The following is a 15,735-nucleotide window of genomic DNA, read 5'->3' as shown; positions in this document are numbered from 1 at the left end:
CGGGGCTTTTCAGGTCTGTCGCCGCATGTCAGCCGACGTTGCGCGCCTGGGCGCGAAACTCGGTCTCTTCCGTGGCCGAGAACCGGCCGCCCTGCACCTTGCGCAGCTTGCCTTCCCGCAACAGCTGGCCAAACGAGCGCAGGCCATCCTCGCGGCTGTAATTCCCGTTCTTCGCTTCCTTCAGTTTGCCCATCAGCATCGGGCGCGTGAATTCGGAGTGGCCTTCGACATCGGACATATACGCCGCCGCGGCCTCCAGCAGCTCGGACAGCCTGGTCGCGCCCATCTCCTCCGCGAAGGCGGTAAAACCGCCATCGTCAGACGTCGACACGCTTGCGTGTATCGAGGACACGCGCCGCGGCCGCACCGGCGCCCGTTCGGTATCGACGCGCTGCTCGGCAACAAGTTTCAGCGGCGCGGCACGCTCTTCGTTCGGACGCGCTGACCTGGAAGAGGCCGACGGTGCATTCGGCCGGCGCGGGCGCACGACTTCGGCCAGGTCCGAGCGGTAAGGCGCGTCGTCCACGCCCTGGTCGACATCCACGCCCGCACTTTTCTCTGCCTTGGTTGCGGCGACGGCAGCCCGCAGATGCTGGATCGCGGTGCGCCGCATGCTGGCATCCTTGTCGCCCATCTGGCTGTCGGTCTCTTCGAAGAGCCGCGTTTCATCCTCGGGCGCGCGTTTGCCGATTCCAAGCAGTCGCGACAGGCCCCGGCGCTGCGTTTGCGACGGATCGTCCTCGCCGATGTCCTCCGTGTCCATGGTGTCGGCACCCTGCCGAACCTCGGCCTCCGGCGCGTCACTGTCATCCAGCGCCACTGCGGCAATCGGGCGTTGGACGTCGCCATCATCATCGACGTGCGCTTCGGACGTGTCGTCATCCTCTGCCTCGAACGCCGAATCCTCGGCGTCCAGAGCCTCGTCGTCCACTTTCCGAGTGCCCTGATCCGTCAGTTCCGCCTCGACCTCGGCCAGCTCGCGCTGCAGGTCCGCTTCTTCCTCAGGGCTGAGCACGGCCTCGTCTCCAAGCGCGCCCATCTCGTCTTCGAGGTCGTCCTCTTCTTCGATCACGCCCTGCGCAATCGCCGCCTCGAACTCTGTGCGCTTCATTTTCAGCACACGTGCATTCATCGGACGCTGCGCCACGTCGGGCGCGTCCGTGTCCGCCACGCGGGCCTCCTTGCCCAGCACGAATGGCGTTCCTGCATGGTCCGCACCGGTCTCGTCCTCGGCGTCCAATGCATCGTCCAGGTCCGAGAAGAGAGACTCCGACTCATCGTCGTCCTCAAGGTCTTCGGTAAAATCCTCGTCCAGATCCGCCGCAATGTCCGGCACTTCAGAACGCGCGGCGTCCTCCGGCATCGCATCCGCAAGAAGCTGGGTCAGCGTATCCTCGTCAACCGCGGCGGCGGTGCCGAAATCGTCCTCGTCGTCTTCCGCCTCGGTCGCATCGACCCACTCCTGCACGGCATCCGGCGCTTTCGCGGCGGGCGCGTCGGCGATCGGCACATCGGTCTCGTCCGGCACAAGCTCGAGACCGGCCATCACCGCACCGAGCGTGTCCTCGTCCGACCCGGTCTCTTCGAGGTCGGTCTCCTCGACATCATCGGATTCGAACGCGGCGTCCTCGTCTTCCACGACGGGGGCCGCAAACTCCGCGTCCTCTGCGCCCTCCGTGTCTTCGAAACTTTCGTTCAACAGGGCGTCCAGCGCGTCGGAAGACCGGTTCATCACCGCGCCTGAATGCTCGTCTTCGCTGTATTCCGAGACTTCATAGTCGAGGTCGCTCTGCGACACGACCGACCGGATCCGGCGCAGTTTCTCGGCAACACTGTCCGCGGAAACCGCTTGCACGGACGCAACCGGCTGCGGGTCGGCAGCGGTTCCGGCGTCTTCATCTGCACCGAGAGCCTGCGGTATAAGCGTTGCGTCCTCCGCCTCGCCCGCTGCCGGCTGAGGCGCCTCCTGCGCCACCGCGTCGGCCTCGTCCGCCGCCGCATCCGCGACAAACGCCTCGATATCTGCATCTTGCGGCGCCTCGGCTTCTGGGGCGTCGTCTTGCTGCGGCTCGGACAGGTCAGAGGCGGTGTCGACCGCGTCTTCGGCCTCGTCCGAGGCGAGACCGGCAATCGCCTGGTCGGTGATCTCGATTCCGGCATGTGCATCGGGGGCGAGAGCGCCGCCGGATGTCGCCGTGCCATCTTCGTCCGGCGTGTCGTCGTCCGAGCGCTGTGAAGCCTCCGGCGACTCCTGGGCATCGCCCCCGGCCTCGGCCCCGATCACGGCGGCCTCTTCTTTTTCTGACTCAAATTCAATGCCTTGCCCGGCGTCCTCGGGCGCGTCCCCACCATCCGGAGCACGTTCCATCACCGGGTCGGGCGTCCCGATGTCGCCGGCATCGGCGGCGGCCGGGGCGGCCACCTCGGCCACGGTCGCCGGCGTCTCGGCCTCCGCCTCTTGCGTCGGCGCTTCGGCACCCTCGTGCGCGGCGGGCTCTTCCGAGGCAACAGTCTCTTCGGGCGTGTGCGTTTTTGCAGGCGCAGCCACGGGCGCGGCATGGGTCAGGGCCTCGGCGGCCCCGCGCCCTTCGTCGGCGCGTAGATGGATTTTCCCCTGGTCCTCGTGCGCCTCGACGCGGCGCGAAATCTCGCGTTCGGCAATGCGCGCCAGCATCTCGGCATCCGGCGTCGGCGGCTCTGCCCCGAAATACCGATCATCGGCAGCCAGGTCGCGGAAATACTCTGCAATCGCCTTCATGGTGTCGAAAGAATCATCGAAACCTTCCAACGTGCACGAGAACGTTCCGTAGGATACGGTCAGAATTTTGCTTGTACTTACCATCTTTTTGCTCGCCCTACTTTGCCTGCAATCATAATTTTTACCATGATGCCCGCGACGAAAGCGGCCCGATTCTTAGAGTTTTACCGTATCATTTCGAGGCCAGAATGTGTCTTGTTTCCAAAATAGTCATTAATAACGGGAATTCACCGTGATTGTTCACCGTCCGCAACCCATTACTCTCATCGGCGGCAGCAAACTGTCCGAATCCGATCTCGCGCGGGCCGTGGCGATTGGCGACTGCGTCGTCGCGGCGGATGGCGGTGCCGATCTGGCGCGCCGGGCGGGCCTCGACCCGGCGGCGGTGATCGGCGATTTCGATTCGATCAGCCCGGAAACCCGCGCCGGTCTGCCCGAGGAGATACTGCACCATATCACGGAACAGGACAGCACCGATTTCGAGAAATGCCTGCGCAACATCGAGGCCCCTCTCATCCTGGGCGTGGGCTTCACCGGGCGGCGGATCGACCATCACCTGGCCAACCTCAACGCCCTCGTCAGGTATCCCCGCCAGCGCTGCATCCTTCTGGGCGACGCGGATATCGCGTTTCTCGCGCCTCCCTCCTTCGCCCTGGATCTCGATCCCGGCACGCCGGTCTCGCTCTTTCCGCTTGGCGTCGTCGAGGGCATCTCCGACGGTCTTCAATGGCCGATCGCAGGCCTGACCTTCACGCCGGATGGGCGCGTCGGCACGTCAAACGTGGCCACCGGGCCGATTTCCCTGCAGGTCACGGCGCCGAAGATGCTGATCATCCTGCCCGCCTCCGCCTTCGAGACCGCCGCCGAGGCGCTCACGCACAGCGCCTCCAGATGGGCCACGGCCTGAGCGTCAGGGGGCCGGCATCGGGCGCCGCTCCAGCCGCCGCTCCCGGAAGAACACGTACAGCCCTGCCGACACGATCAGCGCGATCCCGAAGAACGTCAGCGCATCGGGCAGATCCCCGAAGATCACGTATCCCAGAACGGTCGCGCCGACGATCTCGAGATACTGAACCGGGGCCAGAACCGAGGCCGGGGCCAGCTTCAGTGCGAAACTGATGCAGACATGGCTGGCCGTCGCGATCAGCCCGACCGCCGCCAGCAACATCAGTTCGCGCTGTTCCGGCCAGGACGGATCCAGCGCCGCGACACCGCTACCGTCGAACACCCACAGCGGCGGCAGGATCAAGACCAGCGCGGCTAGCCCGGTATAGGCCTGCATCGAGATCGGGTGCATCGACGCCGCCATACGCCGGGTCAGTATCATGTAGAAGGCAAAGCACACCGCCGTCACCAGCGGCAACAGCGCGGCCGGACCGACATCGCTGAAACTGGGCTGAATCACGAAGAGCGCCCCGACGAAGCCCACCGCACAGGCCGCATAACGCCGCGGGCCGATCGGTTCGCCCAGGAAGACACCGCCCAGAAGCGTCAGGATGAACGGCTCCACGAAGAAGATGGCGATGGCATCCGCGATCGGCATGAAACGCAATGCCTGAAAGAAACAGGCCGTCGCCAGCAGGATCAGCCCGCCGCGCACCAGGTGCAACGCCGCCTCGCGCACGCCCGGCTTGTGCAGCCACCCCAGCAGCAGCGCCAGCGGCAGCAGGATCGCCGCCTGCACGCCGAATCGCGCCGCCACGATCTGTCCCACGGCCAGCGCGTCGCCGATCAGCTTGGCCGAGGCATCCATCGCCGGCGCGATCAGGGAAAACCCGACCATCAGCAGAATGCCGAGCGAGATCGTGCCCTTGTTGTCCTGCATGGCCGGTCAGCAGTTCGGCACGTTGACAGCCAGGCCGCCGAGCGAGGTTTCCTTGTACCGCTCGCTCATGTCCGCGCCGGTCTGGCGCATGGTCTCGATGCACGCGTCCAGCGGAACGAGGTGAACGCCGTCTCCGCGCAACGCGAGGCTTGCCGCGCTGACCGCCTTGATCGCCCCCAGGCCATTGCGCTCGATGCAGGGCACCTGCACCAGACCCTTCACCGGGTCGCAGGTCATGCCCAGGTGATGCTCCAGCGCAATCTCGGCGGCATTCTCGATCTGCGCCGGCGTGCCGCCCAGAACCGCGGCCAGTCCCGCCGCCCCCATGGCGGAGGCGCTGCCGACCTCGGCCTGGCATCCCGCCTCGGCGCCGCTGATCGACGCGTTGAACTTGACCAGACCGCCGATCGCCGCCGCGGTCAGCAGGAAGGTCTCGATATCGCGTTCGTTGGCGCCCGGCACGTGGTCCAGCCAGTACTTGATGACCGCAGGCACGACGCCCGCCGCCCCATTGGTGGGCGCGGTCACCACCTGCCCGCCGGCGGCGTTCTCCTCGTTGACGGCCATGGCGTAGATGCTGATCCAGTCGTTTATCTTGTGCGGGGCGTTCAGGTTCGTGCCCCGCTCGGCGATCAGCGCCTCGTGAATCGCCTTGGACCGGCGCCGCACCTGCAAGCCGCCGGGCAGGATGCCGTCATTTTCCAGCCCCCGCTCGATGCAATCGTTCATGACCTGCCAGATCCGTGCCACGCCGCTGCGCAGGTTCTCGGACCCGCCGCGCGAAATCTCGTTGGCCTTCTTCATCTCCGCGATGGTCTTGCCGCTGGTCTCGGCCATCTCCAGCATCTCGGCGGCACTCTTGAACGGATAGGGCACCGGCGCGCCATCGTCCGTGTCCTTGCCCGCCGCCAGTTCGTCCGCCGTCAGCACGAAACCGCCCCCGACCGAATAATAGGTCTCCTGCAGGATCACGTCGCCCTGCTTGTCGGTGGCCATCAGGATCATCCCGTTGGCATGGCCCGGCAGGTTGGGCCCGAAATCGAACTGCAAGTCTTCCTTCGGGTTGAACTGCAGCTCCGGCAGGCCCGGCGGCGTCACGGTGTGGCTGTCGCGGATCTGCTCCAGCACCTCTTCGGCCTTTTCGGCGTCGTAGTCTTCGGGCCGGAACCCCGCCAGGCCGAGGATCGTCGCCCGGTCCGTCGCGTGGCCGACCCCGGTAAAGGCCAGCGAGCCGTGCAGGGTGCCACGCACCCCGTGAAACTCGAACGGCGAGTCGCGCATCGCGTCCAGGAACCGCGCGGCGGCCACCATCGGCCCCATCGTGTGAGAGGAGGACGGGCCGACGCCCACTTTGAACATATCGAAGACTGAAAGAAACATGCGCCCTTACCTACGGCATTCACCGTCGCTGCCCAAGTAATCTCTATGCGGTCACGGGGCAAAAACGTCGTGCAAAAACGACTTCGACGCGACGGTCCACGCCAAAACCTCGCTCCGATTCACACTAGCTTAACCGACTCGCGCCAAGGTGGAACACATTGCCGGTACGCAAGTTATCCTCAGATAAGGAGCACGCAGATGCAGACCACTGGTTTCATTCTTCTTCTGGCGGCGGGAGTAATCGTGTTTTTTGGCGGCAACACGCCAAGCGGCACGACGCTCCCCTCCGTGGTATCTCCCGACCTTGCCGGAATCAGGGCGCAGTAGACGCATTATCGACTGTCACTTGCGGGCGGGGGTGAAATGACCCCTCGCCCCTGCCGCGCAAACTCCCTATAAACCGGGCGACGAAACCCGCCAGGTGGAGAGATGCGCATGACCGGAGAGCTGTCACCGATCGACAAGGCCAAATTCGTGGCCGCAAAGCGGTCCGTCGACTATATCGAGGACGGAATGCGCGTGGGCCTCGGCACCGGCTCCACCGCCGCCTGGATGGTACGCTGCCTGGGCGAGCTCGTGCGCGAAGACGGCCTGAAGATCCGCGGCATCCCCACCTCCACCCGCACAGCCGAACTGGCCCGCGAGGTCGGCATCGAGGTCATCAGCCTCGACGAGGCCCGCTGGATCGACGTCACCATAGACGGCGCCGATGAATTCGACGGCAACCTCAACCTCATCAAGGGCGGCGGCGGCGCGCTGTTGCAGGAAAAGATCGTTGCCACCGCCTCGGACCAGATGATCGTCATCGCCGATGTCGGCAAGGAGGTCGAGAAACTCGGCGCCTTCCCCCTGCCTGTCGAAGTCATTCCCTTCGGCTGGCAGACCACCAAGTCGCTGATCGAGGAACTGCTGATCTCGATGGACGTGCTCGGCCGCGACGCCACCCTGCGCATGAACGGCGACAGCCCCTTCGTCACCGACGAGGGCAATTACATCCTCGACCTTCACCTGGGCCGCATCGGCAACGCCCACCAGCTTTCCATGGTCCTGAACCAGATGCCCGGCGTGGTCGAGAACGGCCTTTTCATCGACATCTGCGATGTCGTCATCCTCGGCTACGGCGATGGTCGGGTCGAAACGCGTGACATCAACGAAGGCACCGTCGCCGAGGACCGGCTCGATTTCGTCGAGACCGACAACCTCTTCACCGACCTGCAAGACTGAAAGGCCCGCTCTTATGGCCTATGACTACGACCTATTCGTGATCGGCGGCGGCTCCGGCGGGGTGCGCGCCGCCCGCGTGGCCAGCGCCACCGGGGCCAAGGTCGCCCTGGCCGAGGACGACCGCTATGGCGGCACCTGCGTCATCCGCGGCTGCGTGCCGAAAAAACTGATGGTCTTCGCCTCTGAATTTTCCAACCTGCCCGACGAGGCGCGGGCCTATGGCTGGGACATGTCACTGGGCGACTTCGACTGGTGCGGCTTCCGCGACCGCCTGCACGGCGAACTGGACCGCCTCGAGGGCGTCTATCGCAGCCTGCTCAGCAATTCCGGCGTCACCATGTACGACGCCCGCGCGCAGCTGAAGGACGCCAACACCGTCACCCTGTCCACCGGCGAAGAGGTTACCGCGAAACACATCCTCGTCGCCACCGGCGGCCATCCCGTCCGCCCCGAGATCCCGAACGCGCATCTCGGCATCGTCTCCGACGACCTGTTTCACCTGGACGCGCTGCCGCAATCCATGCTGATCGTCGGCGGTGGCTATATCGCCTGCGAATTCGCCTGCGTCATGGCCGGTCTTGGTGTCGACGTCACGCTCTACTACCGCGGCGCCCAGATCCTGCGCGGCTTCGACGAAGAGGCCCGTGGCATCATCGCCGAAGGCATGAGCGAAAAGGGCATCGACCTGCATTTCGGCACCAATATCGTCGACATGGCCCCCGCCTCCGAGGATCACAGCGTCAGCGGCGCGCTCACCTCGTCAGACGCCTCCATGGGCACCCCCGCGAATGAGCCCGAGACCCACGACATTTCCGAGGACCACGACGGCCCGATCTGGGTCAAGGCGACCAACGGCAAGGAAGCGGTCTTCGACAAGGTGCTCTTCGCCACCGGCCGCGCGCCCAACACGGAAGACATGGGGCTGGAGGAGATCGGCGTAGAACTCGGCCGCGGCGGCGAGATCGTCGTCGACGACTACAGCCAGACTGCCGTGCCCTCGGTCTATGCCATCGGCGATGTGACCAACCGGGTCAACCTGACCCCCGTCGCGATCCGCGAAGGCATGGCTTTCGTGGAAACCGTGTTCAAGGACAACCCGACGCCGGTCGATCACAAGCTAATCCCCTCGGCGGTGTTCACCCAGCCCGAGTTCGGCACTGTGGGCCTGACCGAGGATGAGGCCCGCGAGCAGGAACCGGTGCATGTCTACTGCACCTCGTTCCGCCCCATGCGCACGGCCTTCGCCGGTCAGCCCTACCGCGTGCTGATGAAGCTGGTCGTCTCCAAGGAAACAGACAAGGTTCTGGGCTGCCACATCGTCGCACCGGGCGCGGGCGAAATGATCCAGCTGGCCGGCGTGGCGATCAAGATGGGTGCGACAAAGGCGGATTTCGACCGCACCGTGGCCGTGCACCCGACCATGTCGGAAGAGATCGTGACGATGCGCGACCCGATGCGGACAGGTTGAATTTTTGACTGTTGTGCACAGTTATGACACAGGGATGGCGCTCTGCGCGATAGGATGAAGGGAAGAGATTACATGGCTGGACATTCTGGCGGCCCCTGGGGCGGCGGCGGCGGTGGCAACCGCGGCGGTGGCGACGACGACGATCGCGGCAACCGCGGCAATGACAACCGGCGGCCCCCCGAAGGCGGGTCGCAGATTCCGGAAATCGACGAACTGGTCCGCCGTGGACAGGATCAATTGCGCGTCCTGATGGGCGGGCGTGGCGGCAAGGGCCGCGGCAACGGTGTTGGCGGCGGCGATGGCGGCGGCGGCCCCGGCTTCGGGCGCGGCACCATCGTGATCGGCGCCCTGATCGCGGTCGCGCTCTGGGGGGCTGCCAGCTTCTACACCGTCAAGCCTGAGGAACAGTCGGTCGAACTCTTTCTCGGCAAGTACTATTCCACCGGCGATCCCGGTCTGAACTTCGCGCCGTGGCCGCTGGTCACTGCAGAGGTCGTCAACGTCACCTCCGAGCGGACCGAGAATATCGGCAGCGGTCGCGGCAGTTCGGCAGGCGGCGACGGCCTCATGCTGACCACCGATGCCAACATCGTCGATATCGACTTCCAGGTGGTCTGGAACATCAACGAGCCAGCCAAGCTGCTGTTCAACATCCGCGACCCGCAGCTGACGGTGCAGGCCGTGTCCGAGGCCGTCATGCGCGAGATTATCGCCGCCACCAACCTGGCGCCGATCCTCAACCGTGACCGGGGTCTCATCGCGGACACCGCGCGTGAGAATATCCAGTCCACGCTCGACGAATACGAAAGCGGCATCAACATCGTCCGGGTCAACCTCGACACCGCCGACCCGCCGAGTGACGTGATCGACGCCTTCCGCGAGGTCCAGGCCGCAGAACAGGAACGTGACCGCCTGCAACGCCTGGCCGACGCCTACGCGAACCGAGTTCTGGCCGAGGCCCGCGGCGAGGCCGCGCAGGTCCTCGAACAAGCCGAGGGCTACCGCGCCCGTGTCGTCAACGAAGCCATCGGTGAGGCCAGCCGCTTCATCGCCGTGGCCCAGGAATTCAACGAAGCCCCCGAGGTGACGCAGCGCCGTCTCTACCTCGAAACGGTCGAGCGCACGCTGGGCAAGATGGACAAGATCCTGCTCGACGAATCCAGCGGGGCCTCCGGCGAGGGCGTGCTGCCCTACCTGCCACTTGACCAATTGCGCCGCTCGAACCAGACCGGCAACGGAGGATCGAACTGATGCGTAAGACCGCTCTGCTACTTCCCGTCCTCGCCGTTGCGATCATCGGCATTCTCTCCTCGCTCTACATCGTCGACGAACGTGAAAAGGCGCTCGTGCTGCAATTCGGCCAGATCAAGAAGGTCGTGGAGGAGCCCGGGCTCGGCGTGAAAATCCCGATCATCCAGGAGGTCGTGCGCTACGACCGCCGGATCCTGTCGCTGGACACCGACGCGATCGAGGTCACGCCGTCGGATGACCGCCGCCTGGTGGTCGACGCCTTCACCCGCTACCGGATCGCCGACGTGGTTCAGTTCCGGCAGGCCGTTGGCATCGGCGGCACCCGCGTCGCCGAAGACAGGCTCGCCTCGGTCCTCAACGCCCAGATCCGCGAGGTTCTGGGTGCCGACCAGGTGACCTCCGACACCATCCTGTCGCCACAGCGCCGCGACCTCGCCGTGCGTATTCTGGAACAGGCCCGCGCCAGCGCGGCTGGACTGGGTCTGGAAATCGTCGACGTCCGGCTAAAGCAGACCAACCTGCCGCAGCAGAACTTGGAAGCCACCTTTGCCCGGATGCGCGCCGAGCGGGAGCGCGAAGCTGCCGACGAGATCGCCCGCGGTAACGAGGCCGCCCAGCGCGTTCGCGCCGCCGCCGACCGGACCGTCGTGGAAACCGTGTCGAACGCCGAGCGCGAGGCCGAGATCACCCGCGGTGAGGCCGACGCCGAGCGGAACCGGATCTATGCCGAGGCTTTCGGCAACAATCCCGACTTCTTCGCCTTCTACCGGTCGCTCGCCGCGCTCGAACGCTCGATGAACGAAGAAAACTCCACGCTTGTCTTCTCGCCGAACAGCGAATTCCTCGGCCAGATGTTCGACGCCGTGCGCGCCGATGGCCTGGGCGAAGTCGCGCTCGAGGAGATCGACATCGACCGCCTGCGCGAAATGGCGCCCGAGACGGAAATCTCGCCGGACCTGCCCGAAAGCGAACGCCAGCGCCTCGAAGAGGACGCAGCCCAGCAAGAGGCCGAGGCCGCCGAGGAAGAGGCCAGCGAGCAAGCCGCCGAAGAGGCCGAATCCGAAGCCGAGGACACCGAACAGGATAGCCCGGTCAACGAGGACGTGACCAATTGATCGCAACGATCTTCCTGGCCTTCGGGCTCGTACTGATTGTCGAGGGGCTGGTGTACGCACTGGCCCCTTCGCTTGTGGAACAGATGCTGGCCGCCCTGCGCGCGATGCCAGAGGACCAGCGGCGCCTGGTCGGCCTCGTGGCACTGGCCTTCGGGGTCGTGCTGATCTGGTGCGCCAAAATGCTGGGCGCATGACCCAAGGCGCTTGCGTCATCGCCTGCAAAACGTTCACATGGGCGTGACATCGTGTTGTGAATTTTGCGTTCTCGTCCAGCGCGCCTAAATAGTCTTCAGAACAGTCTGCCAGCGCATGGCTGCGGCAGGCCCTTCGAATTTCAACTACGGATCAAGGAGTGGTCTCGCGTGAAAGCACAAACTCTCTCTCAACCCATGACACCGCCCGCGGCGATCCGCGCGATCTGGCTCACGGCGCTGGCAATGGCGCTCGTCATCGCCCAGGCGATCAGCGCCAGCGCCCGCCCCGAAAGCTTTGCCGACCTCGCGCAAAAGGTCAGCCCGGCCGTGGTCAACATCACGACGTCCACCGTCGTGGCCCAGGGCACGGGGCCGTCCCCCATCGTCCCCGAAGGCTCCCCCTTCGAGGATTTCTTTCGTGACTTCCAGGACCGGAACAACAACGGCGAAGGCGACCGGCCCCGTCGCACCTCCGCGCTTGGCTCGGGCTTCGTCATCTCCGAAGACGGCTACATCGTCACCAACAACCACGTGATCGAAACCGCCGACGAGATCATCATCGAGTTCTTTTCGGGCAAGGAACTCACGGCAAGCGTGATCGGCACCGACCCCAAGACCGACATCGCCCTGCTCAAGGTCGACGCCGACGAGCCGCTGCCGTTCGTCAGCTTCGCCGACAGCGACACCGCCCGCGTGGGCGACTGGGTCATTGCGATGGGCAACCCGCTCGGCCAGGGCTTCTCGGTGTCCGCCGGGATCGTTTCGGCCCGCAACCGCGAGCTCAGCGGCACCTATGACGACTACATCCAGACCGACGCCGCCATCAACCGCGGCAACTCGGGCGGCCCGCTCTTCAACCTCGACGGCCAGGTCGTCGGCGTGAACACCGCGATCCTGTCGCCCAATGGCGGCTCGATCGGCATCGGCTTCTCGATGGCCTCGAACGTCGTCACCCGCGTGGTCGATCAGTTGCAGGAATTCGGCGAAACCCGCCGCGGCTGGCTCGGCGTCCGCATCCAGGACGTGACCGATGACGTGGCCGAGGCGATGGGCCTTGAAAAAGTGGCCGGCGCACTGGTTACGGATGTCCCCGAAGGTCCCGCGGCCGAGGCCGGCATGGAATCGGGCGACGTGATCATGCAGTTCGACGGCTACGATGTCGAAGACACCCGCGGCCTTGTCCGCCGGGTCGGCAACACCTCCGTGGGCAAGACCGTGCGCGTCGTGGTCTTCCGCGATGGCAAGACCCAGACGCTGCGTGTGACGCTCGGCCGCCGCGAAGCTGCCGAAGGCGTCGTGCCAGCGGCCCAGCCGGGCGAATCCGAGGCACCGTCCGAAGTCGAAATCCTCGGCCTCACCCTGTCGCAGCTCGACGACGAACTGCGCAGCCAGCTGGAGCTGGACGACAACGCCTCCGGTCTCGTCGTGGCGGACATCGACAGCCTGTCGGAAGCCTACGAAAAGGGCATGCGCGCCGGTGATGTCATCACCGAGGCCGGTCAGCAGAAGCTGTCCAGCATCTCCGATCTGGAAGACCGGATCACGGATGCGCGCGAGGCGGGCCGCAAGTCGATCCTGCTGCTCGTCCGCCGCGCCGGCGAGCCGCGCTTCGTCGCCCTGTCGCTGGATGCGGAAGAAGAAGACCCGCAGTAACACCGGCAGGTGACCCAACACAGAAAAAACGGGCGCTCCCTCGGGGCGCCCGTTTCGCGTTGGTATCACTGCTTGGCTACGCCGGCATCGGAAAGTCCCGCAACGGCGTGTCCTTGCGCAGGTACAAGGGGTGCTTCGCGGATCCGTCCTTGTTGAGGCCCAGGCATTTCAGGGGCCGCCCGGTCGCTTCGACCGCCATCAGCGCATCGCGCACCACGCCGGCAAAACGCTGGTGCAGCTTGCCATAGGCCAGCACCACAAGCTCGGACTCCCGCGCCATCTCGACCAGCGCCGGCACGTTGTCGGCACTGCACGCCACCGCGGGATCGTGCGGGATATCCCTGGGCGACGTCGCCCGCCAGTCCAGCACGTTGCCCTTCAGGTACCGCGTGAATTCCCAATCGCGGGCGAACATCAGTTCCCTGTGGCAGGTCGGGTCCGACGCCGCGGCATCCGCCACCGACGGGTTCATCCCGATGAACAGCACGGTGCGGGGCGCGGCCCCCTCCGGTGTCCATTCCCGGATCAACGCCTGACGATACCGCCCGCAGTCGGAAAACCGCGCGCCGCCCAGCACGCCGTCGGGCAGGCGCAGCCGGACCTTGCCACCCGGATCGTGCGCGGCTTGGGTCATTGCGCCACCGGCTCCAGGTTGAACACCCGGCTGGGGTGGAGTTCGCCCCCCTTGAAATGCCCCACGGCCACCGCGCGCCCCTTCAGGGCGGCCCAGCATTCGTCGCCATACTCGACCGACCCGCCGATCACCGGCGCCGGGTTGCCGTGCCGCAGCCGCGCCGCGCTCATCTCGTTGCAGGTGACCATCGGCAGGTCGCACAAGCCCTCTTCCAGCGGCCTCAGGTGATCGTCCAGCGCCGGGTCCTGCGCCAGCGCGTTCACCTGCTCCAGCGTCACGCCATCCTCGGCCCGGAACGGCCCGGACCAAACCCGCCGCAGCGAGGCCACATGCCCGTGACAGCCCAGCGCCTCGCCCAGATCGCGCGCAATCGACCGCACGTAACCGCCCTTGCCGCACACCATCTCAAGCTCGACCGTGTCGGCATCGGGCCGGTCCGTCAGCAACAACTCCTCGACCCACAGCGGACGCGCCTCGACCTCGAAATCCTCGCCGTCGCGGGCGCGTTTATAGGCGCGCTCGCCGTCGATCTTGACCGCCGAGAACTTCGGCGGCACCTGCTGGATCTCGCCCACGAACCCGCTCAGCGCGTCCTTGATCTCGGCGTCGCTCGGGCGCGCGTCGCTTTCGGCCACGACCTCGCCCTCGGCATCGTCGGTATTGGTGGCCTGCCCCAGCCGCACCAGAAAGCGATAGGATTTCAGCGCATCGGTGATGAACGGCACGGTCTTGGTGGCCTCGCCCAGCGCCACGGCCAGAACGCCAGTCGCCTCGGGGTCCAGCGTCCCGGCATGGCCTGCCTTCCTGGCCTGCAACGCCCAGCGCACCTTGTTGACCACCGCGGTCGAGGTCATGCCCGCGGGCTTGTCCACGATAAGCCACCCCGAAATATCGCGTCCCTTGCGCTTGCGCCCCATGATGCCGTCGCCTCTTTGCTGTCCGAAGGCCGCCGCGTACCGCAGCCCCCGGCACCTGTCAATTCGCGGGTCAATTCGCGGGCGCGATGCCCCGCCGCCCGCCCGGACCGCCCGGCGTCATCGGCGCCGGGTCACGGCGCCACGACCCCCACGATCGGTCCCATCGGGAACCCGCCATCATGCCGGTCGAGCGCGGGCGCATACAGCCGGGAGATACTGCCGTCGAAATACAGCGCCTGCGGCGTCTTCAGCACATCCCGGAACACCCGCGCGAAGCTGTGGAAATTCACCTTGTCCTCGGAAATCAGGAACCACGCGGTGCGCCCGTCGGCCGAGGTGCCGACGCCGTTGCGCACATGCAGGCTGTCGCTGTTCTTCAGAAAACGCGGATGCAGCTGGCCGTCGATCACCAGCATCGGCCCGGACTGCGTGGCATGGGTACAGGCCGGTCCTTCCCGCTCGAACCGCCTTGTCTCGAACACGTCGGCGCGGCCCTCGCCGATGCAGAACACACCGTTGGGCAGCAGGCCGAAATTCCCCGGCCCCTCCCGGGTGATCAGCCCCTTGGCCTCGCGTCCCGCCTCGACGTAATGGCCCACCGGGCTGCGGTCCTGGTGGTACATTCCTGCATTCATCGCAAAAAGCAGCTTGCCGCCCTCGCCGCGCACCTGTCGCTCGACGCTGCTGAAACTGCCCAGCGGCGCGCCGGTCATCGGGTCGTTCAGGAACAGGCGCAGCGTCTCGTGACCGGCATCGACCTTGCAGGCGGTATACCGGCTGCCCTCGACGCTGATCTGCTGGCACTCCACGGCCTTGGCCGGGCCCGCCAGCATCGCCACAGACAAAAGGACCCACCGCCACATCGGCTCAGTTCTCGACGTCGCGCCGCACGGCGTCCTGCGCAAAAAGCCGCCGCGTCTCGTCCAGCTGGTCGAACGTCTCGTCCAGCCGGAACCGCAGCTCGGGCGCGAACTTCAGACCGACCTTCTTGCCGATGATCCGTCGCAACTCGCCCTTGTTGCGGCCCAACAGGTCCAGCACGTCGTCCTGGCCCTGCCCGCCCAGCGGCAGGACATAGGCGGTCGCCACTTTCAGGTCCGGCGAGGTCCGCACTTCGCCGACGGTCACCGACAGGCGGTTCAGCTCGGGGTCGTGAATGTCACCGCGCGCCAGCACCTCCGCCAGCGTTCGCCGGATCAACTCGCCGACCCGCAACTGCCGCTGCGAGGGTCCGGGTCCGTCATGAAACTTGTTCTTTGCCATGGAACTGCATCTAAGCCCTGCATGGGTCTTTGCCAAGCGATGATCGCCGCGCT

15 protein-coding genes are annotated in these 15,735 nt (G+C 65.9%); 8 read left to right on the top strand and 7 right to left on the bottom strand.

What is annotated here, in order from left to right; all coding sequences use genetic code 11:
• Window positions 1–28 precede the first annotated feature (28 nt).
• Entirely contained in the window at window positions 29–2,758 is a 2,730-nt protein-coding gene (locus tag ACQY4V_RS17900; RefSeq protein ID WP_428514010.1) for a hypothetical protein, read from the bottom strand.
• A 232-nt stretch (window positions 2,759–2,990) separates the two neighbouring features.
• Between ACQY4V_RS17900 and ACQY4V_RS17895 the strand changes: the two genes are divergently transcribed.
• On the top strand, window positions 2,991–3,665 hold the full coding sequence (locus ACQY4V_RS17895) for a thiamine diphosphokinase (protein WP_428514008.1): 675 nt from the start codon (window positions 2,991–2,993) through the stop codon (window positions 3,663–3,665).
• Window positions 3,666–3,668: 3 nt separating this feature from the next.
• Here the strand turns inward: ACQY4V_RS17895 and ACQY4V_RS17890 are convergent, their stop codons facing one another.
• Both ACQY4V_RS17890 and ACQY4V_RS17885 read right to left on the bottom strand, forming a co-directional pair.
• On the bottom strand, window positions 3,669–4,583 hold the full coding sequence (locus ACQY4V_RS17890) for a DMT family transporter (protein WP_428514006.1): 915 nt from the start codon (window positions 4,581–4,583) through the stop codon (window positions 3,669–3,671).
• A gap of 6 nt (window positions 4,584–4,589) precedes the next feature.
• Window positions 4,590–5,963: an L-serine ammonia-lyase gene (locus ACQY4V_RS17885; protein ID WP_428514004.1), complete on the bottom strand. Its 1,374-nt coding sequence runs from the start codon at window positions 5,961–5,963 to the stop codon at window positions 4,590–4,592.
• Window positions 5,964–6,161: 198 nt separating this feature from the next.
• Between ACQY4V_RS17885 and ACQY4V_RS17880 the strand changes: the two genes are divergently transcribed.
• The 7 genes from ACQY4V_RS17880 (at window position 6,162) to ACQY4V_RS17850 (ending at window position 12,868) form a co-directional block, all read left to right on the top strand.
• Complete coding sequence (locus ACQY4V_RS17880; protein ID WP_428514002.1) at window positions 6,162–6,290, top strand: hypothetical protein; 129 nt, start codon at window positions 6,162–6,164, stop codon at window positions 6,288–6,290.
• Window positions 6,291–6,398: 108 nt separating this feature from the next.
• Window positions 6,399–7,187, top strand: coding sequence for a ribose-5-phosphate isomerase RpiA (gene rpiA, locus ACQY4V_RS17875; RefSeq protein ID WP_222451646.1), 789 nt, complete (start codon window positions 6,399–6,401; stop codon window positions 7,185–7,187).
• Window positions 7,188–7,200: 13 nt separating this feature from the next.
• Window positions 7,201–8,655 (top strand): FAD-dependent oxidoreductase, encoded by a 1,455-nt coding sequence (locus ACQY4V_RS17870; protein WP_428514000.1) that lies wholly within the window; start codon window positions 7,201–7,203, stop codon window positions 8,653–8,655.
• A gap of 72 nt (window positions 8,656–8,727) precedes the next feature.
• Window positions 8,728–9,906 (top strand): FtsH protease activity modulator HflK, encoded by a 1,179-nt coding sequence (gene hflK, locus ACQY4V_RS17865; RefSeq protein WP_428513998.1) that lies wholly within the window; start codon window positions 8,728–8,730, stop codon window positions 9,904–9,906.
• Window positions 9,906–11,021, top strand: coding sequence for a protease modulator HflC (gene hflC, locus ACQY4V_RS17860; RefSeq protein WP_428513996.1), 1,116 nt, complete (start codon window positions 9,906–9,908; stop codon window positions 11,019–11,021). Before hflK ends, hflC begins: the two co-directional genes overlap by 1 nt.
• Window positions 11,018–11,215 (top strand): DUF2065 domain-containing protein, encoded by a 198-nt coding sequence (locus tag ACQY4V_RS17855; protein WP_428513994.1) that lies wholly within the window; start codon window positions 11,018–11,020, stop codon window positions 11,213–11,215. Before hflC ends, ACQY4V_RS17855 begins: the two co-directional genes overlap by 4 nt.
• Before the next feature lie 195 nt (window positions 11,216–11,410).
• Entirely contained in the window at window positions 11,411–12,868 is a 1,458-nt protein-coding gene (locus ACQY4V_RS17850; protein WP_428513992.1) for a Do family serine endopeptidase, read from the top strand.
• A 76-nt stretch (window positions 12,869–12,944) separates the two neighbouring features.
• Here ACQY4V_RS17850 and ACQY4V_RS17845 read toward each other — a convergent pair whose 3' ends face one another.
• The 4 genes from ACQY4V_RS17845 to rbfA form a co-directional block, all read right to left on the bottom strand.
• Complete coding sequence (locus ACQY4V_RS17845) at window positions 12,945–13,502, bottom strand: DUF1643 domain-containing protein (protein WP_428513990.1); 558 nt, start codon at window positions 13,500–13,502, stop codon at window positions 12,945–12,947.
• Window positions 13,499–14,419 carry a tRNA pseudouridine(55) synthase TruB gene (gene truB, locus ACQY4V_RS17840; protein ID WP_428513988.1) on the bottom strand — a complete coding sequence of 307 codons (921 nt, stop codon included), beginning with the start codon at window positions 14,417–14,419 and terminating at the stop codon, window positions 13,499–13,501. Before truB ends, ACQY4V_RS17845 begins: the two co-directional genes overlap by 4 nt.
• A gap of 131 nt (window positions 14,420–14,550) precedes the next feature.
• Complete coding sequence (locus tag ACQY4V_RS17835; protein ID WP_428513986.1) at window positions 14,551–15,282, bottom strand: phosphodiester glycosidase family protein; 732 nt, start codon at window positions 15,280–15,282, stop codon at window positions 14,551–14,553.
• 4 nt (window positions 15,283–15,286) lie between these two features.
• Window positions 15,287–15,682, bottom strand: a complete 396-nt coding sequence (gene rbfA / locus ACQY4V_RS17830) for a 30S ribosome-binding factor RbfA (protein ID WP_152490733.1) — start codon at window positions 15,680–15,682, stop codon at window positions 15,287–15,289.
• Window positions 15,683–15,735: the final 53 nt, after the last annotated feature.

The sequence above is a fragment of the Roseovarius sp. genome (genome assembly GCF_965277045.1).
In the GTDB taxonomy this organism is placed as follows: Bacteria; Pseudomonadota; Alphaproteobacteria; order Rhodobacterales; family Rhodobacteraceae; genus Roseovarius.
This window is presented reverse-complemented; position numbering and strand designations above follow the sequence as displayed.

Bases quoted from the DNA above. Each gene is read 5' to 3' on its own strand.
- ACQY4V_RS17900 (WP_428514010.1), bottom strand. From the start codon at position 2,758: ATGAAGGCGATTGCAGAGTATTTCCGCGACCTGGCTGCCGATGATCGG.
- ACQY4V_RS17890 (WP_428514006.1), bottom strand. From the start codon at position 4,583: ATGCAGGACAACAAGGGCACGATCTCGCTCGGCATTCTGCTGATGGTC.
- ACQY4V_RS17885 (WP_428514004.1), bottom strand. From the start codon at position 5,963: ATGTTTCTTTCAGTCTTCGATATGTTCAAAGTGGGCGTCGGCCCGTCC.
- ACQY4V_RS17880 (WP_428514002.1), top strand. From the start codon at position 6,162: ATGCAGACCACTGGTTTCATTCTTCTTCTGGCGGCGGGAGTAATCGTG.
- rpiA (WP_222451646.1), top strand. From the start codon at position 6,399: ATGACCGGAGAGCTGTCACCGATCGACAAGGCCAAATTCGTGGCCGCA.
- ACQY4V_RS17870 (WP_428514000.1), top strand. From the start codon at position 7,201: ATGGCCTATGACTACGACCTATTCGTGATCGGCGGCGGCTCCGGCGGG.
- hflK (WP_428513998.1), top strand. From the start codon at position 8,728: ATGGCTGGACATTCTGGCGGCCCCTGGGGCGGCGGCGGCGGTGGCAAC.
- hflC (WP_428513996.1), top strand. From the start codon at position 9,906: ATGCGTAAGACCGCTCTGCTACTTCCCGTCCTCGCCGTTGCGATCATC.
- ACQY4V_RS17850 (WP_428513992.1), top strand. From the start codon at position 11,411: ATGACACCGCCCGCGGCGATCCGCGCGATCTGGCTCACGGCGCTGGCA.
- ACQY4V_RS17845 (WP_428513990.1), bottom strand. From the start codon at position 13,502: ATGACCCAAGCCGCGCACGATCCGGGTGGCAAGGTCCGGCTGCGCCTG.
- truB (WP_428513988.1), bottom strand. From the start codon at position 14,419: ATGGGGCGCAAGCGCAAGGGACGCGATATTTCGGGGTGGCTTATCGTG.
- ACQY4V_RS17835 (WP_428513986.1), bottom strand. From the start codon at position 15,282: ATGTGGCGGTGGGTCCTTTTGTCTGTGGCGATGCTGGCGGGCCCGGCC.
- rbfA (WP_152490733.1), bottom strand. From the start codon at position 15,682: ATGGCAAAGAACAAGTTTCATGACGGACCCGGACCCTCGCAGCGGCAG.